Consider the following 24445-nt stretch of genomic DNA (forward strand, 5'->3'; position numbering starts at 1 on the left):
TGACTTTTAAAAAAGAAAGGGTTGCGAAAGTAACCCTTTCTTTTTGTGCAACTTACCTACTCGCTTAGTCGTTTATTTGGTATGTGCGGAAATTGTTTTAAATACATTTTTTTATGGGCATCTTTAGCTCTCTTGTATTGCACCAGCGCTCAAGCTGAAGAGGAGCATCCATGGATTGGCATAGCCAACGCATCTGTATTTCCGCAGCGACTTTTGGATTATCGCAATAATCATGGATGGTCCTCTTTGAGGACGTCACTATTTGTCGATGCAAAAGACGCCTATGAGAGGCACCTTCCGGTCGCCGAGCGTCTTCTTTATGCGTTTCTGTGGGTCGACCTGTTGTATGAAAAAGAATCCGACTACGTCACGGAGTGGATTGAGAAAATGGGGAAGGCCAATCGTCTGCATTCAAATATGCCGACGAATATTCCATTCTTTGATGGTGCCGTTGGGGATCGATTGAGTGATCAGTTTTTTAGTTACTTTTTTTCAAGGGGTGATCTTTTAAGAGCTACTTACAGTCAGCGAGATCCTTCAGATCTTTTAACCGAGTCATTTTCGATTCTCGATCGTCTGTATTTAAAAAACCAATATCTGTTTACCCAGCATCCGGAATTGGCATTTGCGATCGCATTCGTGCACGACGTCCCTCCACCTCCAATTTGGCCACATCCTCAAGTTGGGCAAACTGTGCTTCCGCGCCAACTCAGGACTCCTGACGAGACGTTTGATTTTTTTACCAATGCCAGAAATGCAAAATGGTTCCATTCATCGATAAAACGAATTCCTCTTTCTGAAGCTATTTTCCTTGTAGATCTGATTGTAACGGATTCTGAGATCGAATGGGTTAGGCAACATATTACTATTGATCCAACTGAATATGATCAGGTGTACACGCTCGTTAACTACGATTTAAGCCGCTTGCAATCCGGTCAATTTAATTGGATTTACAACGACTACTCTCTTGCAACGATCAAGCAAGTTGGCGGGATATGTGTAGACCAAGCTTATTTTGCCAGCCAGGTTGGCAAGGTCCAGGGGTTACCGACCATCGAGTTTCTCGGATCTGGATTGGATGGGCGGCATGCATGGTTCGGTTATTTAAATTCTCGCGGGAAATGGGAAATGGATGCTGGAAGGTATGCGGATCAACGTTTCGTCACGGGGCATGCTTTCCATCCTCAAACATGGAATTTCATTTCGGACCACGAAGTCGCCTTTATCGGAACAGGTTACTATAAAAGTGCGACATACTTTTCTTCGCAGATTCATTACTATTGGGCTCGATTGTATTCGAGCCTCAGCGAAAAAGAACTCGCTGAAACAGCAGCCAAAAATGCTGTAGCCATTGATCGTCGCAATGCGGGAGCTTGGAGTATCCTTATTGATCTTAGAAAAGGCCTTGGGATGCCCCAATCTCAAATTGATGCAAGTTATAAATCCGCGTTATCAGCCCTTCGAACGTATTCTGATTTGGAAGCGCGTTTTATTTCCGAGTATGCCGATTATCTGGATGAAACGGGACGTGCAAACTCAGCGCGGTTGGAGAGGAGTCGAATAACGTTTAAAAACAAAGATACACGTTCTGACCTTGCCATCGGCAACGCGGTGGCAGTTCTGGAACAATCGATGCGCGAAGACTCACGAGGAGCGCAAATGTATGTGTTTCGAAAAATCCTTCATCAAGTTGGCGCTCAAGGCGGTATCCAGGTCGTAGACGATCTCGTCGTGCCTTTCCTTAACTACTTAATCAAGAAAGGGCGTCCGGGCGAGGCAAAGTCTGCGGTCCTGGAAGCTGAAAAGGTTCTCCAACCTACGATGGGTTCGCAGATGGCAAAGGAAATCCAGAAGGCCAAAACCCTGGTTGGACTGTGATAGATTCGAGCTTGAAAAACCCAACTAAGTTTAGATGCTTTTCCGCCTTACCTAGAACCCTCAGAGCAGGGGAGGTAACACTCCTACAAGATTACCATGGAAAAGACATTGATTATATTCAAGCCCGACTGCATGAAGAAGAACCTGATGGGAAGCGTATTAAGTCGCTTTCAATCCGCTGGTTTTTCCGTCGCTGGCTGTAAAATGATGCAACTGGAGACACCCGTTCTTCGTGAGCATTACGCCCATATCGCCGATCGGCCTTTTTTCCCGGAAATTGAAGCTTTTATGGCCTCCGAACCAGTGGTTGCCATGATATTGCAAGGTGAAGGGGTTATCGAGAAAGTGCGTGAATTGCTCGGTCCCACTGACTCCACTCAAGCTCCAGCTGGAACAATCCGCGGTGATTTTGGTGAAACGGTGATGATTAACGTGGTTCATGCCTCTGATAGTCCAGAAGCTGCAGAAGCGGAAATTAAGCGATTCTTTTCCGATTCGGACTTAATCAAGTAAGTCCTCACAGTTTTTGTTAAAAGAGGCCATTGGGTCCTTTTTTTATTTTAAACCCCTCGGGTTGTCGTAGTTTCCCTGAACTCATGTTCCGCTGCACATCACGAATTCCAGAGCTGTTGGCTGAATTGATCGAAGCCTTTGCTGTCCATGTTGAACTGGAAAAAGGTCTTAGCTCCAATTCGGTGGCCGGCTACTTTGGAGATTTGGAGCAATGCGCCGGTTTTCTAAAATCTCTTGGAGTGACGAATTGGGAGGCGGTAAAGTCTGACCACATTTCGTTGTGGATCAGTTCTCTGAGCGGCGAGGATTATGCTGTGGCAAGTCTTGCACGCAAATTGACCAGTATCCGCCTGATGGCTCGTTTCCTTGTTCGCGAAAATATCCGAAAGGATGATTTTAGCGAATTGCTTTCAGGACCTAAAATGGTGCGACGAATTCCTCTTACTCTAAGTGTTGAAGAGGTTGACCGCTTGCTTGATGCACCAGATATCAATACGCCTTATGGCTTGAGAGATAAAGCCATGTTAGAGTTGTTCTACTCAAGTGGCTTACGCGTATCTGAACTCGGTGCTTTGGAACTTCATCAATTGGATTTGGAAAATGGCTTCCTTCGCGTGTTTGGAAAGGGGTCTAAAGAACGGCTGGTTCCTGTTGGTTCGAAAGCGATAGAATCGATAATATTCTATTTAGATTCGGGTCGATCCTTTTTCGTAAAACCCCTTACGGGTAGCGAAATTTTCCTTAGCGAACGTGGCAAGGGTATTAGTCGAAAAATGCTGTGGGTAATTATAAAACGATACGCAGTGGCAGCTGGTATTAGCAAACCCGTTAAACCTCACTTACTTCGCCATTCGTTTGCAACTCACCTCCTGAGTGGTGGCGCAGATCTTCGAGCAATCCAGGAGATGTTAGGTCATGCCGATATTTCGACGACGCAGATTTATACCGCCGTTGAGGACAAGCGGCTTATTGAGCAGCACGATCAGTTTCACCCAAGAAACCAAATGGGGTGATTTATTGTACCATTTCGAAGGAGATGATTTCTCCTCTTTGAAATTCAACGACCAGATTTTTTTCTCTTTCGCCCTCCCGGGAGATTATGACGTGGTCGCCCCAATAGCCATTTCTATACCAACCGCCGAAACGTGAATTGTAAGAGTAATAACTACCGTAATTTCCAAATCCGTGAATGGACCTTGGGGTATATTGGTAGTAGGTCCAAACTTCAGAGCTGCCATTTTTGGATCTCTTCTTTGCCTTTCTGTCTGGTACCCCAGCTGCCATCAAAACCATTTCTGGTGTGAAACCTAAATCTACCTCTCCTTTTAGAATGATTTCTTTTTGTTCAGCCGTGAAACTGTCAAACAATCCCGGGTTTTCGTTCACACGGGATTGAGGAGTAGTCGCGCAACCGGATATAAAAAGTGCTCCTATTAATGAAGTAATGATCAGTGTTTTCATAACGGTATGTTTTTAGAGATGGGTCTAATAGCTTCTGTTCCCTTTATAAATCAACCAGATTTCCCCTTTTTCCAATTCTTAACAAAGATTAATTTGACAGAGATTTTGGCTGCAATTTAAAAGGTTGCTTCGGATGGACGTAGTATTGACTAGGCAAGTATTGGTTCTCAATCGATTCTGGCAGGCCATAAATGTGGTCGGCGTGAAACGTGCCTTCAGCCTTTTGGTGCAAGGACAAGCCGAAGTTATACATCAAAATGATGAGCATTTTGAATTATACGACTTTGATCAATGGTTGGATGCGTCAGAGGTTTCGAAAGATAATGAAGCCGAATGCCTACATACGGTCCGGTATATGATCCGCTTGCCGAAAGTGATTATTCTTAAATTTTTTGATCGTTTGCCGATTAAAGAAGTAAAATTTCACCGTAAAAACGTTTTCGAAAGAGATAATTTCCGGTGCCAATATTGTGGTAAGCATTTCAAGGAGATGGAGCTTAATCTAGATCATGTGATTCCCCGCCACCATGGAGGTCGTACCTCATGGGAGAACGTGGTTGCATCCTGTATCAGCTGTAATTCACGGAAGGCAAATCGATTGCCGCACGAGGCAGGTATGCATTTGATTTGCAAGCCGGTGCGACCAAAATGGAGGCCATTTGTAACGGTTGCTAAAAATAAGGACCAGCACCGTTCATGGGATCACTTTCTAAAACCCTTGCAGGTTAACTAGAAGAGTCAGCCCATGGAAAGAGGTACCCATAACTTCATCGTTGTTCCATTTGGACCTGTCGCTTTTACCTCTATATCTCCCTGGTGGCTTCTGAGGATTCGTTTAACGATGGACAATCCGAGCCCGGTGCCGCCTGGACGTCCGGTTAGGAAAGAATCGAAGATTTTATTCCTGAAATCTTCCGGAATTCCTGCGCCGGTATCCTCAATCTCTATACATCCGCAAGCCTGACCGTTTATAATGTCCTTACTACAACGAAATGTGATTTCACCGGTATCGGGAATTGCCTGGGTGGCATTCAGGATCAAGTTTAGGATTACCTGTTGCAGTTGCCCTTTATTGGCATCCACCACGAGCTGGTCTTCACCGCGGTCAAAATGAATGGTTATTTTACTCTGGATCAACTTAAGCCGGACAAGCTGCATACTTTCCTCGATCAGCTGTTGTAAATTCCAGTTTGAATGCAGGGTTTCTGAGGTCTTCCCAAAATCGAGCACCTGCTCAACGATGCTTTCCAGTTGTCCAATCTTTTCACCGATTATCTTGGCATCTTTTTTTCGTTCATCTCCATCTTCAAAATGGAGGTCCAAACTTCCAAACAGGAGCTTGATGACCGTGAGTGGATTACGGATTTCATGTGCGATTTCCGCCGCCAGGAGCCCCAGAGTAATCAACTTGTCGTTCTTTTGAATATGCTCCTCATTTTCAAACATAAGGAAATAAAGCCTCAGGTTTTGAATAGCTACCGCACTGAAACTCGCGAGGGTCGTTAGTATTCGTTTCTCGTCATTGTTTACCCGGTGAACTTTATCCGAGTAGCTGGCAAGAATACCTATGACCTTCCCCTCCCAAATAATTGGACAGCAAATCATTGAGAGTAGCTTCTCACCGTTTACGATGTCCCAAAAATGTTCATCCTCATATTTTCTTAAATCGACTACCTCAACCGGACGCTTCAATTGGATCGCTGCACCAAACGAGGAATTTGCCACCGCGAGTTGGGGTAGGGGGGCATAGTCGCGTGAGTTGCCTTTGATCGAATGAATTTTCAGCGCATCCTCTTCCGGGTTCAAGGTCAGGAGCATCGATAAGCGACAACGCATTATTTTATGCGTTTCGCCATTAATTGTCTCCAGGAGCTCATCCAAATCCATCTTGGAAACCAAATCCTGGCCCATGGATATGAGTGCCTCCAATTGTTCAGATCTGTTTTTCAGTGTTTGGATCAACCATATCTGGCTAACTATCTGGGTCGTTTCTTTGGCTATGATTTCCAGGCTTCGCTCTGTTTGTTTTGAGAAAGCATTTTTTCTATCTGAATCAATAGAAATAACCCCGATCACTTGGCCATGTTCTTCCATCGGGCAAGCCAACTCACTTTTTACCTGGTCGGACAATTTAAAATACCTGGGTTCATTTTCTATATCGTCTACCCGCAAGGATTTCCCATGAAGAGCAACCCAACCGGTTAAGCCTATTCCGATGGGTAGACTGAGGTCTTTGCTATTTTCTGGGAGCCCTTTGTGCACTTCGATTTCCAGTTCCCGGGTATCGGGGTTGATGAGTGCAATACTGGCCGCAAAGGCTGAAAAAAACTGAATAACCAGCTCCAGAATCGACTCGAGCGCAATTTGCGGATTATCCGCATCGTGGCCAATTACTCGAATCCTGTATAATAGATCTATAAGCGCATCGCGCTCGTTCGTTTTGCTCATTCTAGCCAACCACCTCAAGGTTATCTGAGTCGATAACCTTGGCCAGGCTGTTTTTGAGATCAACTAAATTGCTGTCATCCTTGGTTTCGGTAGTGTCGCGTGAATTTTCAATGTAGAATGTGTCCACAGCGATATTCCGTTCGGTTGCGATTCGTGCGAAGGTCATATCGTATCCTTGTTCATAGATTTCCTTGCCCAGGAAATAGAGCAGGCCGATTTTATCGTAGGCTTCAATTTCGACCACTGTTTTTTGCAATTCTGCATCTCGGTAAACGTCGATTGATTGGGGAAATGGGGTGTGCGAATGCTTGTCTGATTTAAAGGGCGAAACAGGCTTCTGAGCTTTCGATTTCTCAAGAATCGCTTTGGTAAGGTCATTATTTTTAACCACAGCCAGGTCGAGACATTGTTCAAAAGTGTTACGGACTGATTTACTTTGTACGATACCTCCCTTGGCATCACATACATAAAAAGTATCGATTGTTATATTGTCCATGCGATTGATCGCCTTTGCACTTACAATGTTTAAGCCAGCCAGACTAAAAGATCCAGCAAGGCGGTAAAACAAACCTGCACGGTCCCAGGTAACTGCCGTTACCACTGTGTGTCCCCTATTGAAATCATCCGTCCAATCAATCACAGGTGCTAAAGCCGCGAGTGATTCAGCTTCGTTAATGCTTATTAGCAACTGGTTAACAAGTTTGATATGGGTTTCGATTTCCTCGACACTATTATGCACGAAGTAACGTTCCGGCAATAGGTTGCAATGTGCGTGGACTTCTTCTTGGGATACATCCTCAATTTGACGACTAAGAAGGCTTTCGTAGATCATGGCTTTTTTCTTTTTTAGCTCATTCTCCAGACTTTGTTCGTCTGAATAATGAGCTTTTGTAGCCGCAAACAAACGGTGGTGAAGCATGTCCTTGTAGCTGTTCCACAGCGATGAGGAAGTTCCACGTGCATCGCAATAGGTATGAATGAACAGCAGGCTAAGTTGCTTTTGATTTTCAATTTTTTTGGCAAATGATTGGATGTTTTGCGGGTCATCAATGTCGTGGTGTTGCCAGAATCGAGACATTTCCAAATGATTGCTGATAATAAATAGAATTTCTTTGTGTAGCCCGGGATCGATGCCCATTCGATGAAGAATCGGTTTTGAGATTTTCGCACCTATTTTGTCGTGCCCTTTGATTCCGACGCCTTTCCCTATGTCGTGTAACAAGAGGATGAGATACAGCTCAGCGGGGTCATCCAGATTGTGAAATTCTTCTCGATAAACACGCAATTCCTTAGTGCTCTCCGTCAGCACCTGGTCCAGCTGTTTGATGGTATTCAACACATGAAAATCGATGGTGTAACGGTGGTAGTATTCGTGTTGGACAAGGCAGGTGAGCTTTTCAAATTCCGGCATGAATTGGCCCAGCACGCCTATGTCGTGCATCAGGTAAAGGGTTGGGAAAACATTGCCCAATTCCGACAAAATGGATCGAAACGTTTCGTTTGCCTCTATGGAATTAATGACAGAGTCGTCGACCAAATGCAAAGATTTCGAAATGAGGTTACGAAGATTAAAGTCTAATTCCAGGTTCAACTGCTGGCAGTGTCTGAATACACGGATAAGGCGTATCGGATCATCTTTGAACACATTGCGATTTTCCTGCGTAAGCTCTTTTCCTCGAACCATGAAACCGTCCATGAGACGAGGCCTCTCCATGCGTCTGGATTTAAGAACTTCCCGGAACGAAATACTACTCCGTTCAGGTTCTACTATAGCCAGACGTTGTTCCAAAAGTACGGAAAGTTTATAAATATTCTGCGCATGTTTATAGTAGTCGCGCATAAATGCTTCCACCTGTTTCAAAGGATCTTCTTGTGGATAGTTGAAGGTTTTTGCAGTTTCATACTGCAATTCGAACGTCAATAGATCCGTCACTCGTCCACTCTGAAAATGAACCTCATTACGCGTGCGAAGAAGAAAATCGTAGGCCTTCTTCAGTTTGCTTTTTTCCTCCTTGGACAAATACCCATGCTCGACCATCTCCTTTAACTTCGAGGATCCCAGTTTAATTTGGCTCATCCATAAAAGGCTCTGGTAGTCTCGGAGACCACCCACTCCATTTTTGATGTCAGGCTCCTGAATGAGAACCGTATCCCCATATTTTATTCGGCGATCTTTCTGATCCCGAAGACGGTCCACTATATAGTGCTGAACTTGTTTTTCGCAAAAATGTTTGAACGCTTTTTCAAATATTTCGTACAGGCTTTCGGAGCCAGCCACTAATCTTGACTCCAACATGGCGTTTTTTGACAACACGTCTGAGCTCGCTTCTTCCATGGCTTGTTTTATGGTCCGGGTCGAGTGTCCAACCTTAAACCCCAGGTCCCACAACATGTAGAGTATCTGCTCCGTGAATATTTTTTGGAATTTCGGGAGTATTTTTTCTCGTACCTTTTCCGGGTAAAGGAACATAATATCCACATCGCTATATGGGCACATTTCCGCTCGACCATAACCTCCCAGGGCGAGAATCCCAATAGGAAATGGCAACTTGCCGTTCTCGGCCTCAAACGCTGACAAGTCGTAATCGAACAGGTGCTGCAGCAATTGATCGATGGTATTTGACCGGGCAGACACAACTTTCATTCCCGAACTTTGGGATATATGCAGTTCCCTCAGTTTACGGTCTTCTTGTCCCAGCCAGAGTTTATAGGTTTCCAAACGTGTATCACGAGGTGTATTTTCAGGTACCTGTAATTTTACCGTTTTGGCCTTAGGATTTTGAATTTCCGCTGATTTGGACATTTGCAATGAATGAAGGGTGTACGATCACGCCTCTCAAGCGCAAGAATCTTGTACTATTTGACGATTCGGCAAACCGCTTGACTTGCCGCAGGCTATGAGAAACCGTCTGGCACATTCACCCAATAATCAAACCACATTTTTATTATGGCAGGCGTAGGAAAACTTCTCAAACAGGCTCAGAAAATGCAGAAAAAGATCGAAGCTTTGGAAGCCGAACAGGCTACTCAAACGCTTGATATTTCCAGCGGTGGCGGGGCCATCCAGATAACCATTACCATTTCGGGAGATATTAAAGGAATTCAGTTGGACGAGGATTTCCTTAAAGAGGATAGGTCTTTTGTTGAGGAAACTTTGGTCACCGGCGTTCAGGACGCAATTGTAGCCGCCCGCAAAGCCAAAGAAGAAGCAATGGGTGAGATCACGGCTGGTCTGCAAATGCCTGGCCTGATGTAGATTCTATTCTGTCCCTATGACCCCATCCTTTGATCACCTGGTAAAACAACTAAAGAAACTGCCAGGGCTCGGATTTCGTTCGGCCGAACGCATCGCTCTTCATGTTCTCGTTGAGCAACCTGAAAACATGAGCGGATTGGTGGAAGCGCTTTCCCATGCGGCTAGTCATGTTACTCGCTGTGAACGTTGCGGCAATCTGGCTGAAGAACCGCTTTGCAATATCTGTCAGGACGATCGAAGGGATGATTCTGTGTTGTGTGTTGTCGAGCAAGTGCCCGACCTGTTAGCAATCGAAGGCTCTGGTTCTTTTCGTGGTGCCTATCATGTGCTTCACGGGAAACTGTCGCCCATTAAGGGGATAGGTCCCGACAAACTCAATTTTGCCGCTTTGGAAAAACGCCTCGCCGAAGGAACCTGCAGCGAAATGGTGCTGGCCCTTTCCAACGACATGGAAGGCGAAGCAACCTGCCACTACATTGTTGAAATCATAGTGGGTGATCTACCAGTAAAAGTAAGCCGGATTGGTTTCGGTCTCCCCAGTGGTGGGGGTATTCTTTACGCTGATCAGATTACCCTAAGATCGGCCATGGATGGTCGCAGAATCTACGACAGTTAAAGTTTGAGCAGGCGTATTTGACCAATTTTCAACCTGGCCAGATTCCCATAGCAGGAGCCAGCTTGTATTCCTTGAGCTTGTCGAAGTGGCTGGCGATTTTTTGCGTTTGACGCATACCGTCTAAGCCTTCTCTCTCTTCGCCTGCGTTCCTGCGTACTCCGCCACATAGTAAGGGACACAATAGGTTAGCAGTAACTTAGGCACCTGAATTTCGCTCCATGCTCCACTCAATAACGCGTCTCCCTGGTTAATAAGATTCAAGAAGGTCCCCACCACAATCGCCGCTTTCAGCCCGTTCGTTTGAATGGTGTTAGAAGACGCTGTCTGAATCCATGTACTCATTTTATGCAGACTTGCACTGCAACCTTTGCTTGGCAAACCTGTCTTCTGCTTGGCCCTGATTTAACCCAGCGTTCACTTACTATGAGATCCTTTTTAATTTTCGCCACTTTCCTTCTTAGTAGCCTGTCACTTTCCGCCGGTTACAAGCTTGTCCAGCCGCCCCTGCCCAACGACCTGATGCAGGTGCACATTTTCGAGTTGGATAATGGCCTCAAAGTGTACCTGAGTGAAAATCACGAAGAACCTAAATTTTTTGCGGAAGTTTCCGTACGAGTGGGCGGAGCAAATGATCCTGAAACTAACACCGGTCTGGCTCACTACCTTGAACATTTGCTCTTCAAGGGAAACACCAAGCTCGGCACCCTCGATTGGGAAAAAGAGAAGGTGCATATCGAGCGAATTACCGAGCTTTATGAAAAGCGATTTCTCGAAACCGATGCTGAGAAACGTGCATCTTTATTTGATGAGATTGTAGCAGAATCCTCCAAAGCTTCTGAGTATGCAGTCCCCAATGAGTTGGACCGAATCGTAAAGCAGCTCGGTCTTACCGGTATGAACGCGGGGACCAGCAATGATTACACCGTTTATTACATGGAGCTACCATCCAATCGACTTGAGCAATGGGCGTCGCTTGAAGCCAACCGGTTTATAGATCCTGTGTTCCGGCTGTTTCTTCCTGAGCTGGAAATTGTGTATGAGGAAAAAAACCGTTCCATGGATAACAAGGGACGAATCATTCAGGAGGAGATTTTCAGTCTTCGGTATGGGGATCATCCTTACGGATCCCAGACGGTGCTTGGACATGTTGAACATTTAAAAAACCCTTCCATTCAAGCCATCCACGATTTTTTCAATACCTATTACGTAGCCAACAATATGGCCCTCTGTCTTTCCGGCGACTTTGAGATCGAAGCCACCATCGAGTTAATCGATAAACATTTTTCTTCCTGGAAGTCTGGAGAAATACCTGGGTTCAAATTTGGAAATGCTCAACCCATTACTGAAGGAAAGACCTCTGAAGTTTTTTATCCCGGAGAAGAGGAAGTCTATATTGCGTTTTCCACCCAGCCTCTCGGACACAACGATGTCGAGGCCTTAAAGTTGATCGATATGATTTTGGACAATGCCAACGCCGGATTAATCAACTTAAACCTGAATCAGCAGCAGAAGGTTTTGAACGCTGGGTCGTTCCCGTACCTTCGAAAATTTGCCGGAACCCAATACATGTACGGTTCGCCCAAGGAAGGCCAAATCCTGGAAGAAGTGGAAGCGCTTTTACTCGATCAACTCGCTATTATTAAAAGAGGAGAGTTTGGCGATTGGCTTATTCCTGCGATTGTCGCCGATTTCAAAAAGTCCGAGAAACTCGGCCTCGAGTCGAATCAGGCTCGGGCAAGCATGATGGCATCTGCCTATAACACACATGCAAGTTGGGAATATATAGTTACCGAGATCAATCGTTTGGATGCATTGAGCAAAGAAGATGTCATCGCCGTGGCTAATAAATATTTTAATGGCCCGCACGTAGCTGTTTATCGCCGTAATGGAGAGTTTGAGCCGCCGAAGGTGGATAAGCCCGAATTCGAAAAACCGGACATGTCAGGATTTGCGTCTTCCGAGTATGGTGAAGAAATTCTTAAACTGCAGGCTAAACCTATTGAGCCGGATTTTGTGACCGAAGGTAAAGATTACCAGATCGTCGAAATTCGTGACGGTGTTCGTTTATTCTATACCAGGAATCCTGTAAACGATCTGTTCTCCCTTACCATGAGTTTCGATTTTGGTCGTCGGGAAAATGAAAAACTCGTGGCGGCCAGTTTGCTATTGGACAAAGCCGGGACACAGGATCTGTCACCAGACGCGCTGAAACAAGCCTGGTACGCCCAAGGCTCAGATTTTTCATTCGGCGTAGATGACCACAGCTCTTCTTTTTCCATAAGCGGATTGGATGAAAATTTTGATAGCACGTTCAAGCTTATGCTGGAGTTCATTCGCCATCCGGTATCGAGTCAGGAGGTATTGGATACGCTGAAAGAGATCATCTTAAAGCAACGTAAAGATGCGAAAGAAGATATTCAGTCACTTTTCCTGGCGCTCAGAAATTACAACCGCTATGGAGATCAGTCACCATTTCTAACCAGAATGAGTGCTGAAGGCATATTGGCATTGAAGGTTGATGATCTTTTGGGTGAAGTAAGTTCTTTGGCTGGCTTTAAACACGATTACTTCTATGTAGGTTCGCTTCCTATTGAACAAGTGAAAGCTAAAATTGCATCCGCAACTGACCCGGAGGCAAAACTGAATGACGCTTTGCCTTATGCGGTGGAAGACATTCGGGAACCTGCCGAAACAGAGATCCTTTTCTTCGATTGGGAGACCGCACAGGCTCAGGTTAGAATTGAATTCGCTGATGGCTTATACTCCGACGAAAACGAGCTCGGTATTGAACTCTACAACGACTACTTCGGTGGCGGCATGTCCAGTATTGTTTTTCAGGAACTACGCGAAGCACGCGCATTGGCCTATTCAGTCGGTGCCCGTTACCTTCAACCGTCCAATCGCAAAAACGAAAACCTTATGTTGGGAGCCATCGGTACCCAGCCCGACAAGGCTGTCGAAGCTTTAGAGGTATTTTTGGACCTCTTTGATAATCTCCCCGAGTCCGAGGGTCGTTTTGCCAACACACTTGGGTCATTACAAAATCAGTACCGGGTAGGGAAACTGAAATTCCGTGAAATTCCTGGTGCCGTTAAATCCTGGGAGCTTTTAGGCTTTGAATCGGACCCGCGACCTGAACGATATGCCAGGCTTGCAGAGGCATCGTTCGATGAACTGAAAACCTTCCACGAATCAAGTATCGCAGGTCGAACGAAACTCATTTCCATCGTCGGACCGCGTGATCGACTCGATCTCGATAGCATAGCGAAACTCGGTAAGATCAGGGAGGTCTCCGTTGAAGACCTGTTTCTTGATTAAATCATTGTTGGTTCTTTTCCCAATTCCGTATTGCCCTGACCAACGGTTTCCCTTTCTCTCCCGGTCCTTATGAAATTGGACATTCCTGAAGGATCTTTTGACGCTTATATTTTCGATTGTGATGGCACCCTGGCCGATTCTATGCCCGTGCACTTTGCTGCATTCTTAAAAACCTTTAAGCATCTGGGAATCGAAGTAGATCTTAGCGAAGAGCTGTACTACGGCCTGGCTGGTGTTCCCATTCATGAATTTGTCGCGCGACTAAACCATCAATTTAATACCTCGATCGATAGTCATCAGGTCGATGAGTGGAAAAACAAGTATTACCGGGAATCCCTGGACGAGATAAAACCGGTTCAACCTGTAGTTGATCTATTAAAATCCAAGGTGGGGATGCTCCCCATCGCTGTAGCCTCCGGAGGGACTCTCCATTGTGTAAGCCACACACTCAAAACAATCGGTGTGGCAGATCTTGTAGATGCACTTGTCACCGCTGAGGACGTCCAAAACGGAAAACCGGCGCCTGATATTTTTCTTAAAGCCGCCGAGCTCCTAAAAGTGGATCCAACCAAATGCCTGGTATTTGAAGATGCCGCGCTCGGTATCCAGGCCGCCCACGCAGCGGGAATGCAAGCGGTCCATGTGGAGACTCATCCGTACGCCAAGCAAATGGGTTGAAGTGTTGGTGGAAAACTATCGCCTGCTTAGCTTGGCTTTCCAGTAGAGCATTATCAGGAAACCAATAACTGCTCCTCCCACATGAGCCCAGTGCGCTATGCCTCCACCAAAAAGAGAAAACCCGGTGATGCCCGAAAACATATCCAACAAGACCAGCGCGGGTATGAAGAATTTCGCCGCCACAGGGGCAGGAATGAACATGAGGCTGAGCTTTGCGTTGGGAAAGAGAACTCCAAACGCCACCAGGATTCCATAAATTGCTCCCGAGGCACCTACTGCTGGAGCGTGATAAATACTTATAAGGGACTTTATGACCTTTTCGGGTACTTTCGACGTTAAGCTAGGGTCAGCTTTGAAGCTTTCTAATAGAACTTTTATACTATCTTCAGTGAATCCCGCACCAATCAAAATACCATAGGCGTTTGAAAATTGATAATAGTTTACCGCCGTGTAAATGATTGCTGCTCCGATTCCAGTGGCGAAATAGAATGAAAGGAAACGACGCCATCCCCATATCATGGTTAAAGGGACCCCAAAGGATGCCAGCGCGAACATGTTGAAGAAAATATGAGCCGGGCTGCCATGAAGAAACATGTAGCTGATGAATTGGATCAGTTGAAATTCATCATTCTTTGGAAAATACAAGGCAAAGTGATTTTGGATGCTTCTCCCGATTTCGGGCGCAAGGAGAGAAGGTGCAAAGACGAGCGCATTGATTGCGATCAATACGAGAACAACGGGTGGAAACTTTTTCATAATACGTCAGAATCAAGGCTTATTGGATGTTCTCTTTTTCACCAGTTTATAATGCTCTGCCTTTATCCACCACCTGCTCTTTGCCGAAATAAACCTGAAGTGGAATCCATCTTAATCTTAGGGAATCGACTTTGACTTCTTTAGATCTCTTGCTTGAATTTGGAGAAGCTTTTCAAGGTAGTATTTCCTGTGTAGAGTTTATCCTTAAATGAGAATTTCCTATTTAGTAATTTTTGCCTCGGCAGTTTATCTTTTCTCTGTTGGCAGTCTGGCGGCGAAAGACACCATCAACTTCAACCGGGACATTCGTCCGATCCTCTCTGATAAGTGTTTCCTTTGTCATGGTCCTGATGAAGCGGATCGCGAAGAAGACTTACGCTTGGATATTCCTGATGGCAGGCTCGGCGCGCTGACGCCTCGGGATGATTACTTTATTATCAAACCTGGTGAGCCTGAGGAAAGTGAGCTGTTTTGGCGAATCACCGAAGAGTTTGAAGATGAAAGAATGCCGCCGGCAAATTCCCACAAGGAGCCCCTCAACGAGCAGGAAATTGCGCTATTCAAACAGTGGATCATTGAAGGTGGAGAATACCGGGATTTTTGGGCGTTTATTCCTCCAACCAAAACCAAGTTAGCGAAGGTCAAGAATAAGAAATGGGGCGCAAGCGAGATCGACAACCGCGTAATGGCATCCCTGGAAGAACAAGGACTGAAACCGAATCCTGAGGCCGATAAACGAACGCTCATTCGACGAGCGACCTTCGACTTGACGGGGCTACCGCCAACTCTCGATGAGATTAATGAATTTCTAAATGATAAAAGTCAAAATGCTTACACTCGCTTGGTTGACCGCTTGCTCGAGAAAAAATCGTACGGCGAGCACATGGCTCGCTACTGGGCGGACTTGGTTCGCTTGGCCGATACTAATGGGATGCACCACGATTTTGATCGGGAGTTCTCAACTTATCGTGATTGGGTGATACGATCCTATAATAATAACCTGCCGTTTGATGAGTTTATAAAATACCAGTTGGCGGGTGACTTGTATGATGACCCTAGCCGAGAGCATTTGGTTGCATCCGGGTTTAATCGTCTTCACCTGATCATCGACAAAGGCACCGCCCTTCCTGAGGAGAGTTTGCACAAAAATGTTGTTGATCGTGTCGAGGCCTTCGGCACGACTTTTCTTGGACTCACGGTTCAATGCGCGCAATGCCACGATCACAAATATGACCCCATTACTCAAAAGGACTACTACCAGTTGTACGCCTTTTTTAATAATTTTGGTGGAGCTGCTGAAACGGGCGGAGAACCGGAACGAGGTCTTCAGCCACCATTCATAAATCTTACCACGCCGAAGCAGGAAAAAATACTGGCCGATTTCGACGGGAGAAACCGGGCGCTTGATTTTGAACTCCAAGCGATAGAACGTCTCCAGGGCTTGTCGGAAAAATGGCCTGATAAATTTAGTAAAGTTGCTGTGCCCTGGATATGGACTGAACCCGGGCCGCAGTCTAAGAGTGTTGAGTTTAGAACGACCCTGGATCTGCCTGAGAAACCAGAAACTGCAATGGCGCGATTTGTTGCTCTACCGGAACCGGATTCATTTAAGAGAGGTGCTTTTCAGGGGACCATTCCTAAATCGAACGACGTTCAAAATGCTGGGGGAAATGCTGCTGTTGTTTCGGAAGCTGAAGTGTTCGTGAATGGCGTTTCCTTAGGGAAAGCGCTCACCTTGAATGATGGAGTGGCTGCCGAATTGAGCGACATTCTTCAAGCTGGAGAAAATGTTATAACCGCAAAATCCTCAGGGAAAACCGGGTTTGCCTTTATTCTTGAATACACAATTGGGGAAGAAACGAACTCATTTACGACTAGTCCCGATTGGATGGTGAGGAGCGACAAAGATTCGGCCTGGGCGTCCTCCATCGAAGTGCACGACCCGGACCATGAAAGCATCTGGACTACGAGGGTACGCTCGAAAGACGTGCTGAGCGTCCAAAAGCAGATCGTTGATTTGAAGGCCAATCGAACGGCCTATTACCATACCATACCAGGCGCGATGATCATGTCCGAAATGGATCCTCCTCGCCAAACGACGATGTTGATAGGTGGGGCTTACGATGCTCCCGATGCTCAGGTCGAACGCAACACACCAGGCTTTCTGCCACCCATGGAAGGGAAAAGGGGCATGTACTCCCGCATGGATCTGGCTGAGTGGCTTGTCTCGCCCCAACACCCTTTGACAGCTCGCGTTGTGGTTAACCGGTTCTGGCAGCAGATATTCGGAGTGGGATTGGTTAAAACTTCGGAGGACTTTGGTGCTCAAGGAGAATGGCCCAGTCACCCTGAATTGTTAGATGAACTAGCGGTCTCCTTTATGGACTCCGGTTGGGATGTGAAACTGCTATTTCGTTCAATCCTGCTATCCAATACTTACAAACAAAGTTCAGACGCCCAATCAGCCGCTTATACCAAAGATCCGGAGAACCGGAAGTTGGCCCGTGGTTCCCGCTATCGTCTGGATGCTGAGGTGATCCGCGATCAGCTTTTAGCCGTCAGCGGTCAGCTCAACAGGACCATGTACGGCAAGAGTGTAAGGCCACCCCAACCAGAGGGATTATGGGAAATGGTAAACATGGTCGCAAACAGACCCTATATCCCTGACAACGACGATAACATCTACCGTCGAAGTCTCTACACATTTTGGAGACGAGCTATTCCGCCACCGCAAATGACGATTATGAATGCCCCTTCGAGGGAATATTGTCTTCCAAGAAGAGAACGTACCAATACACCCCTTCAGGCACTGCTCATGATGAATGAGGAACAGTACTTCAAAGCAGCAAAGGCTTGCGCGAAACTGACACTTGAGGAAACCGATGATCCTGAAAGAGGATTAAGGGTTACCTACGAAAAGATCACGTCTCATCAACCTGCGGACGATCGCCTGAAACTCATGGAGAAAACTCTGGCTGAGTTTTTTGATATCTATGAAAATGATAAGGCATTGACCGAGTCGCTTACGCCAGAGTTAAGCGGATCAGAATTTGCCAAGCGAGTGGAGCTCGCTGCGTGGACCATGATGACTCACAGTCTGCTCAATTTGGAACTCACAAAGGTAAGGAGATAACCATGGATCAATTTCAATCATTCTGTGACCAACTCAATCGCCGGCAATTTATCAAGCGTGCATCAATCGGGTTAGGCATCGCCGCGCTGGGAGGATCGATGGAACCTCTTGTGGCCTCGGTCCAACCAGGTCTGCATCATGCCGCCAAGGCGAAGCGGGTCATTTTCCTTTTCATGGCTGGCGCGCCGAGTCAGCTGGACCTGTTTGATTACAAGCCTGAACTGGAAAAGTTACATGGTAAGGAATTACCCAAGGAGATCAGCAAAGGTCAGCGTGTGACTAGCATGACCCGTGGTAAAAAGCAGGAGATCTGCGCCTCCATTTTCAAGTTCGCGCCACAGGGAAAAAGTGGATTGATGATGAGTGAGTTGCTGCCGCATCTGTCCAGGCACGCCGATGACATCTGCATGATCAAGTCGACTCATACCGAGGCGATTAATCACGACCCGGCTAAAACATTTTTCTGCACCGGTTCGGAAATGCCGGGAAAAGCGAGTATGGGTTCCTGGCTTAGTTACGGTCTTGGGACTTTGAATCGTGATCTACCTGACTTTGTGATTTTGTCCTCAGCTTTTTGGTCGGGAAAAACGAATGTGCAGGCTCTTTACAGTCGCCTTTGGGGCACGGGTTTCCTTCCCGGCAAACACCAGGGCATTGCTTTTCAATCGGTGGGTGATCCGGTGTTATTTCTTTCCAACCCCAATGGAGTCGACCGGAAGGCTCGCAGCAAGATGCTCGACTTTGTCAGTCAGGTAAATGCCGAGCAGAAACTTGTAACTGGAGATCCGGAGATCCAGACTTCGATTGCCCAACAGGAAATGGCGTTTCGTATGCAGGCATCGGTCCCGGAGCTAACTGATTTGAGTGGTGAGAGTGAGGCGACTCTCGAGCTTTATGGACCTGAAGTTAATCAAACGGGATCATTCGCGCGCAATTGTTTACTGGCTCGTCGAATGGCTGAAAGGGATGTGCGTTTCGTTCAACTTTTCCATCGCGGGTGGGATCACCACCGCGATCTTCCTTTGCATCTCCGTGGGCAGGCGCGTGATGTCGATCAACCGATCTCGGGTTTGCTCACAGATCTCAAACAGCGTGGATTGCTTGAAGATACTCTGGTTGTGTTTGCCGGGGAATTTGGCCGAACGACCTATGCACAGAACTTAACTCCCGGAGATAGAGAAGACTATGGTCGTGATCACCATCCGCGTTGTTTCACAACCTGGATGGCCGGCGGCGGTATCAAAGGCGGTATCAGCTACGGGGAGACCGATGACTTCTGCTACAACGTTGTGAAAGATCCGGTCCACGTGCGGGATCTCCACGCCACCATGTTTCACCAATTGGGTATTAATCACACCAAGCTCACTTTCCCGCACCAAGGCTTGGACCAAAAGCTCACCGGCGTCGAAAAAGCCTACGTTGTAAAAGACATCATTGCTTAAGCTCCTGCTTAACGAATTTCTCCTCCGAGGAGATTCTCAATGTCGTTAATATCCCGAGGTCTATTTGCCGCCCTTTTCGCAGTAAGTAAATCGGACCGGGACAAAAATATGGTGTGTCCATCGTCGATCTCTATTGAAATTGCATTTGTGTAGGCCTTTTCAAATTCCAACCCCTTCACCGCGTTTAGTATTTCGATAGAAACAGGGGATCGTCCAAATGCGAATACATCAAAGTGAGGGTTTCGCAGAAAGTTCTCTCGAGTCATATCGAAAACGGGCATCTGAAATTCTGACAAGGCATTTACCAGCCTATCATAGTTTTCTTCGGTTTTGTTGACCCAGATATCAAGATCACCCGTTGTCCTAGGGTATCCATGCAGAATTACCGCGTAGCCTCCAACAATCATGTATTCTACGCCGTTGGAATTGAGCGATTTTATAAAATCTAGAAAATCCTCATGAAGTAAACCATCCATGGCTTACCTTTTTCTTGCCCGATGGGCTGTCTTGTCTAGCCGCGGCGGATGTCCATCAGGATAACCATAAGCTACGCTATTGAGATAGGCCGCCGCCGCCAGACGCTCTTCCTCTGTTTTTTTAGCCCAATAACTGAAGTTTTGCTCCTCAGTTTGAGTGTGGGACCGCATGGAAAAAGAATTTCGGTCTAGGCGATAGCGTTCCATTTATTTCAAAGTGCTGAATACAGAACTGCTGATCAATTCAAATAATCGAACCAAATTTTTGATGTCTCATTTAGGGAAAGAGAAAAGACCAACGATCCGGCTTTGGTTTATTCGGCACGGGTCTAATACCCCGCCGCTTGCGGCGTTCTAAAATTTCCACTTTCAAATCTCAAATACCCCGCGGCTGCGAAGCGGCTGGCGACCGCAAGGTCGAGGGCTTGCCCCGGGGATTATTTATGTTCAAGAGTCCCTGCCTTGTTCGATCCTCCGCTGACTCGAACTTGCAACTTGAGGGCTTGAAGGGCAGATCGGCAGTCGTGAGTTCCATGTTTTGGTATCATGCGGAACATTTTATCATTTACGCAGGTTTCTGAATTTACAGGATCTCGAGTAACTTTCTGTCGGGATGGAATCATCCTATCCCGAAGATTGTTTCCAATCTGGCAATCGCCTGCACTCATCTCCCTAAATGTGTCTTTTCTAAGAAACCTAAATGTATCTTTGCCATTTTGCGTTGTCGCAATTTGGGTGTTATTTTTTGTCGGCGCAGTGGCGGAGGATGGAGGAATAACGAGAACGATCCCAGAGATTTCCGAGATTGACCCTCAACGCTTGATTCATGGATTTAAACCCGAAATCACCGCGGTGCGGGTGAAAACACCTCCGAAGATTGATGGACATTTAGATGAAGAGATTTGGCGCACCGCTCCCAGCAGTGGACCTCTGATTCGAAACAATCCGAGACCCGGGGAACCCATGCCTCAGCCGAGCGAGTTCCGTGTGGCTTATGATGACAATTTTATCTACATGGCCATCTGGCATTGGGATTCAGAACCAGATGAAATTGTGGCGCGTTACATGCGCCGGGATGATTCCCAGCGTCCTGACGATTATTCTATCATCGTTTTTGATACCTTCAACGATGAGCGCAACGGTTATTGGTTTCGAATCAATCCCAATGGCGCGCGTGAGGATGGGACCATTAGTAACAACACAACTTTAAATACTCAGTGGGACGGCATTTGGGATCTCAAAACCCAGGTCAACCAATTCGGATGGTTTGCAGAACTGGCGTTTCCGCTGACTACTTTCAGTTTTGATCCTAATAGTCAGGAATGGGGTCTGAATGTTACACGCAATATCAAACGAATTGATCAACGTGGTCTCTGGGCTTCGCCCCGCTCGTCCATGCGGTCCTATTATGTTTCGGAGGCTGGTAAACTGAAAGGATTAAGCGGACTGCAGCAGGGCTTGGGCTTGGAGTTCAATCCCTACATTCTTGGGACGCAGTCAGAGGACAAGGACTTGGGCACAAATGATTTTGATTTCGAATGGGGTGGTGATTTTCGATACCGCATTACCCCAAAAATGAGCGCTACTATCAGTTACAACACTGACTTTGCTTCGGCAGAGACGGATGCGCGTCAGGTAAACTTAACCCGCTTCTCCCTGTTTTTTCCTGAGAAACGACGATTCTTTCTCGAAGATGCCGGCGTCTTTAATTTTGGCGGATTTGGTGAGCGATTCAGTCGACGGTCCAGAACGAGCCCGGTTTTTCTACCTTATTTTAGTAGACGGATTGGATTAAATAGCAGCGGAGAAGTGGTTCCATTGCTCGGTGCTGCCAAATTGACAGGTCGAGTAGGGGAGTTCGACATCGGCCTCATCAATGCAGTGATTGATTCCACGGACGAACTCGGTAGTCAGAACGCTTTTGTTGGCCGGGTAAGTCGGCAGGTTTTCGACCAGTCCTCTGTAGGAGTATTGGCTACGCACGGCGATCCCAACTCCGATTATGATAACCTGTTGCTTGGTTCAGATTTCCGGTTTCTGACAGATAACTTTCTTAATAAATATCGATTGGAGGCTAATGTGTTTTTGTTGGGTTCGGAGTCCGATGATCCGGCTTTTGGAGATGGATTGGCTCCCAGTTTCGGAGGCAACGTAATATTGCCTGCGGATGAATTCAATGTGGAGCTTGCCCTGTTACACATCGACGAGAACTATAACCCCGCTCTTGGTTTCGCACCCAGGCGTGGTATCCGGCGGTATTTTACGAATCTTACTTACCAGCCCTTTACTGAGTCAGTGTCCTGGTTGCGGCAGTATTATCTCCTCTACGATGGTGAGATAGTTACCAACTTTTCCAATGAACAGGAATCGTCCACTCACACCTTTACACCGGTGGGCTTCGCTTTTGAAAACGCTGACTACGCGGAAATAAGAATCGAAAATTCATCTGATGCTCCGTCAGAGGATTTCGATATTTCTGATGACGTTTCTATCTCCGCCGGCGATTATCGCTGGACGCGTGGCATCATCAACATAGAGACCGCCACCCGACGCATGTTTTGCCTGCAGCATGAGTTTTCCTTTGGCGATTTCTATGATGGAACCCGGACGGAAAATACATCCGAACTAACATTCGCACCCTCGAAATATTTTGGATCCATCCTGGCTTACACGAAACAGAATGTGAAATTATCGGGCGGTGACTTCGATATCAAATTGGCTTCGCTCACTGCTCTGGTCAACTTCACCCCGGACTTCACCTGGTCGAACATTGTTCAGTACGACAACATCTCCGATTCACTGGGTGTTAATAGTCGATTGATCTGGGAGTATCGTCCGGGCAAAAAAATATTTTTGGTTCTTAACCAAAGCTACCTCGACGAACGCACCGGGTTTGTTCTAAAGCAGAGCGACACGACCTTGAAGCTGAGCTCGATATTTCGGTTCTAGTGGGCACGGTCTTATTGGATACCGAAGGAAAATAATTGGGCGTTCCTGATAGTAAACTTTAGGCGAACCAACTGAGTTCCAAATGTGGATAAAGATTGGTTTGAAAACTCAATGGGAATGTATGTGTCATCAGCTCCTTTAAGGGTTGTTTTAAAATTCCGGATAGGGCGTCCGTCAGTGTCGCATACTTCAATCTCAAGTTCTCCAAACTCCGTGTTGCAGTTCACGTAGAGTTGAGATCCTTCAAATCGAAACGGTTTCGTAGTCAAAGTGCCTCCATCACAACTCGCCTCTACAGCTACAAACCGATCCTGGATGATCGAAGCCATTCCGATGCTTCCGGTAGGTGTGCCTTCATCCGGGATCGAAGTTGGCCGGTGACGATAGTTGCGACCACCGTAGTAAAAATGGAGCTCATCTCCTTCAGCGATAGGAGGACCCGACATGGGATGGATCATGAAACGATCCCAGCTTCCAATATTTCCCAATGGTAAGAATGGTTCACGAAAAGGTCTGTCAAAATGAATCCCATCCCGGCTGATCGCCAATTGGATGTCGATGGTTCCTATGCCAGGTTGGCTGATGTATCGTTGAGCCAATCCAAGATAGATTCCTTCATAGGGAAAGACATTCATCGAATAAATCATGGTGCTCACCGGGTCGTCCAGATCGGGTCCCAGTATAAAATCCGCTGGGGTCCATTCGAGGAAATTATCACTGGTCGATCGAATGACGGAGCGACCATTGTAGTGCTCTTCAAACCATTCGTGGTGTCCCCAGGCTTTTCGAATCTCGGGTTGTACTTTCAAAGTTCTACCATAGATTACGAATTGATTGTTACGATTCGGATCAATGAGAACGTGGCTGATATCGATAATGTCATCGGATGCAAAATCCCTGACTTTGGTCCAGTGCAGGCCATCCGGACTGAAAGAAATTCCAAGACCTCGGCGAGTACCTGGATGCGATGAGCTTTCGTCCTTCGGCAGATCGCGCTGGATGGACAGAAACGCTAGTTTGTAACGCCGATCAGAATTTGTTTCGCGCAAGTCCTTCACTACACAGTAGGGCTGGTACATATACCCCATCGTCAGCGACGGGATTACCAGGTTTGTTTTTTCCCCGTCCTTGAGAACGATATCCATGGCAGGCTTGTCCCAGTTAATTCCGTCCTGACTAACAGCATAAGCGAATCCCTTCCCTTTGGATTGGATATCGGTGGTATACCACATCTTGTAGATTTGATCTTCCGCATCGTAAATCACAGATCCTTGTGGGACGGCCATGTGACCTTCCCATAGGTGGTCCGCTAGTACTAATGGATTGTCAGGATGCTTGCTGACCGTGTTGAGACGTCGGCTCACATTCTCCATGGATTCAATGATGTAATCATCGATGAACAGTTGGCGGTGTTGACCAACAGTGATGGGTTCTGGCTCACCAAAAAGGGGGAGACACAGCGTCAAAAAACAACTGACTGGAAAGAAGTGTTTCATTGAATGACTGGAATAATCCGCGGAG

General features: G+C 46.6%; 19 protein-coding genes. 11 read left to right on the forward strand and 8 right to left on the reverse strand.

Features of this window, described 5'->3' with window-relative positions:
• Nucleotides 1-45 precede the first annotated feature (45 nt).
• From O3C43_03245 to xerD, 3 genes are all read left to right on the forward strand, one after another.
• Complete coding sequence (locus tag O3C43_03245) at nt 46-1878, forward strand: hypothetical protein (GenBank protein MDA1065499.1); 1833 nt, start codon at nt 46-48, stop codon at nt 1876-1878.
• Between the two features lie 96 nt (nt 1879-1974).
• Entirely contained in the window at nt 1975-2391 is a 417-nt protein-coding gene (ndk, locus tag O3C43_03250; protein ID MDA1065500.1) for a nucleoside-diphosphate kinase, read from the forward strand.
• 83 nt (nt 2392-2474) lie between these two features.
• On the forward strand, nt 2475-3404 hold the full coding sequence (xerD, locus tag O3C43_03255; GenBank protein ID MDA1065501.1) for a site-specific tyrosine recombinase XerD: 930 nt from the start codon (nt 2475-2477) through the stop codon (nt 3402-3404).
• 1 nt (nt 3405) lies between these two features.
• Here xerD and O3C43_03260 read toward each other — a convergent pair whose 3' ends face one another.
• A complete protein-coding gene (locus O3C43_03260; GenBank protein ID MDA1065502.1) occupies nt 3406-3852 on the reverse strand; it encodes a hypothetical protein in 447 nt (148 codons plus the stop codon).
• A 133-nt stretch (nt 3853-3985) separates the two neighbouring features.
• Here O3C43_03260 and O3C43_03265 point away from each other — a divergent pair, with 133 nt between their 5' ends.
• Entirely contained in the window at nt 3986-4585 is a 600-nt protein-coding gene (locus O3C43_03265) for an HNH endonuclease (protein ID MDA1065503.1), read from the forward strand.
• Between the two features lie 5 nt (nt 4586-4590).
• Here O3C43_03265 and O3C43_03270 read toward each other — a convergent pair whose 3' ends face one another.
• A complete protein-coding gene (locus tag O3C43_03270) occupies nt 4591-6300 on the reverse strand; it encodes a GAF domain-containing protein (protein ID MDA1065504.1) in 1710 nt (569 codons plus the stop codon).
• Nucleotide 6301: 1 nt separating this feature from the next.
• Entirely contained in the window at nt 6302-9103 is a 2802-nt protein-coding gene (glnD, locus tag O3C43_03275) for a [protein-PII] uridylyltransferase (protein MDA1065505.1), read from the reverse strand.
• A 144-nt stretch (nt 9104-9247) separates the two neighbouring features.
• Between glnD and O3C43_03280 the strand changes: the two genes are divergently transcribed.
• The gene (locus O3C43_03280; GenBank protein ID MDA1065506.1) at nt 9248-9556 is read left to right on the forward strand and encodes a YbaB/EbfC family nucleoid-associated protein; all 309 of its coding nucleotides are present in this window, start codon (nt 9248-9250) and stop codon (nt 9554-9556) included.
• Between the two features lie 16 nt (nt 9557-9572).
• Nucleotides 9573-10172 (forward strand): recombination mediator RecR, encoded by a 600-nt coding sequence (gene recR, locus O3C43_03285; GenBank protein ID MDA1065507.1) that lies wholly within the window; start codon nt 9573-9575, stop codon nt 10170-10172.
• A 120-nt stretch (nt 10173-10292) separates the two neighbouring features.
• Here recR and nrtS read toward each other — a convergent pair whose 3' ends face one another.
• On the reverse strand, nt 10293-10514 hold the full coding sequence (gene nrtS / locus O3C43_03290; protein MDA1065508.1) for a nitrate/nitrite transporter NrtS: 222 nt from the start codon (nt 10512-10514) through the stop codon (nt 10293-10295).
• An 81-nt stretch (nt 10515-10595) separates the two neighbouring features.
• Here nrtS and O3C43_03295 point away from each other — a divergent pair, with 81 nt between their 5' ends.
• Both O3C43_03295 and O3C43_03300 read left to right on the forward strand, forming a co-directional pair.
• On the forward strand, nt 10596-13490 hold the full coding sequence (locus O3C43_03295) for an insulinase family protein (protein ID MDA1065509.1): 2895 nt from the start codon (nt 10596-10598) through the stop codon (nt 13488-13490).
• A 69-nt stretch (nt 13491-13559) separates the two neighbouring features.
• Nucleotides 13560-14168 carry an HAD family phosphatase gene (locus O3C43_03300; GenBank protein MDA1065510.1) on the forward strand — a complete coding sequence of 203 codons (609 nt, stop codon included), beginning with the start codon at nt 13560-13562 and terminating at the stop codon, nt 14166-14168.
• A gap of 15 nt (nt 14169-14183) precedes the next feature.
• On the opposite strand, the gene O3C43_03305 is transcribed toward O3C43_03300, so the two are convergent.
• On the reverse strand, nt 14184-14924 hold the full coding sequence (locus O3C43_03305; GenBank protein ID MDA1065511.1) for a rhomboid family intramembrane serine protease: 741 nt from the start codon (nt 14922-14924) through the stop codon (nt 14184-14186).
• A gap of 208 nt (nt 14925-15132) precedes the next feature.
• Here O3C43_03305 and O3C43_03310 point away from each other — a divergent pair, with 208 nt between their 5' ends.
• Together O3C43_03310 and O3C43_03315 are read left to right on the forward strand one after the other, a co-directional pair.
• Nucleotides 15133-18057, forward strand: coding sequence for a PSD1 and planctomycete cytochrome C domain-containing protein (locus O3C43_03310; GenBank protein MDA1065512.1), 2925 nt, complete (start codon nt 15133-15135; stop codon nt 18055-18057).
• A 2-nt stretch (nt 18058-18059) separates the two neighbouring features.
• On the forward strand, nt 18060-19499 hold the full coding sequence (locus O3C43_03315; protein ID MDA1065513.1) for a DUF1501 domain-containing protein: 1440 nt from the start codon (nt 18060-18062) through the stop codon (nt 19497-19499).
• Nucleotides 19500-19507: 8 nt separating this feature from the next.
• Here the strand turns inward: O3C43_03315 and O3C43_03320 are convergent, their stop codons facing one another.
• Nucleotides 19508-19975, reverse strand: a complete 468-nt coding sequence (locus tag O3C43_03320) for a hypothetical protein (protein MDA1065514.1) — start codon at nt 19973-19975, stop codon at nt 19508-19510.
• 3 nt (nt 19976-19978) lie between these two features.
• On the reverse strand, nt 19979-20146 hold the full coding sequence (locus O3C43_03325; protein ID MDA1065515.1) for a hypothetical protein: 168 nt from the start codon (nt 20144-20146) through the stop codon (nt 19979-19981).
• A 507-nt stretch (nt 20147-20653) separates the two neighbouring features.
• Between O3C43_03325 and O3C43_03330 the strand changes: the two genes are divergently transcribed.
• Nucleotides 20654-22924, forward strand: a complete 2271-nt coding sequence (locus O3C43_03330; GenBank protein MDA1065516.1) for a DUF5916 domain-containing protein — start codon at nt 20654-20656, stop codon at nt 22922-22924.
• An 11-nt stretch (nt 22925-22935) separates the two neighbouring features.
• On the opposite strand, the gene O3C43_03335 is transcribed toward O3C43_03330, so the two are convergent.
• The gene (locus O3C43_03335) at nt 22936-24420 is read right to left on the reverse strand and encodes a hypothetical protein (protein ID MDA1065517.1); all 1485 of its coding nucleotides are present in this window, start codon (nt 24418-24420) and stop codon (nt 22936-22938) included.
• Nucleotides 24421-24445 lie beyond the last annotated feature (25 nt).

Source organism: Verrucomicrobiota bacterium, from assembly GCA_027622555.1.
In the GTDB taxonomy this organism is placed as follows: domain Bacteria; phylum Verrucomicrobiota; class Verrucomicrobiia; order Opitutales; family UBA2995; genus UBA2995.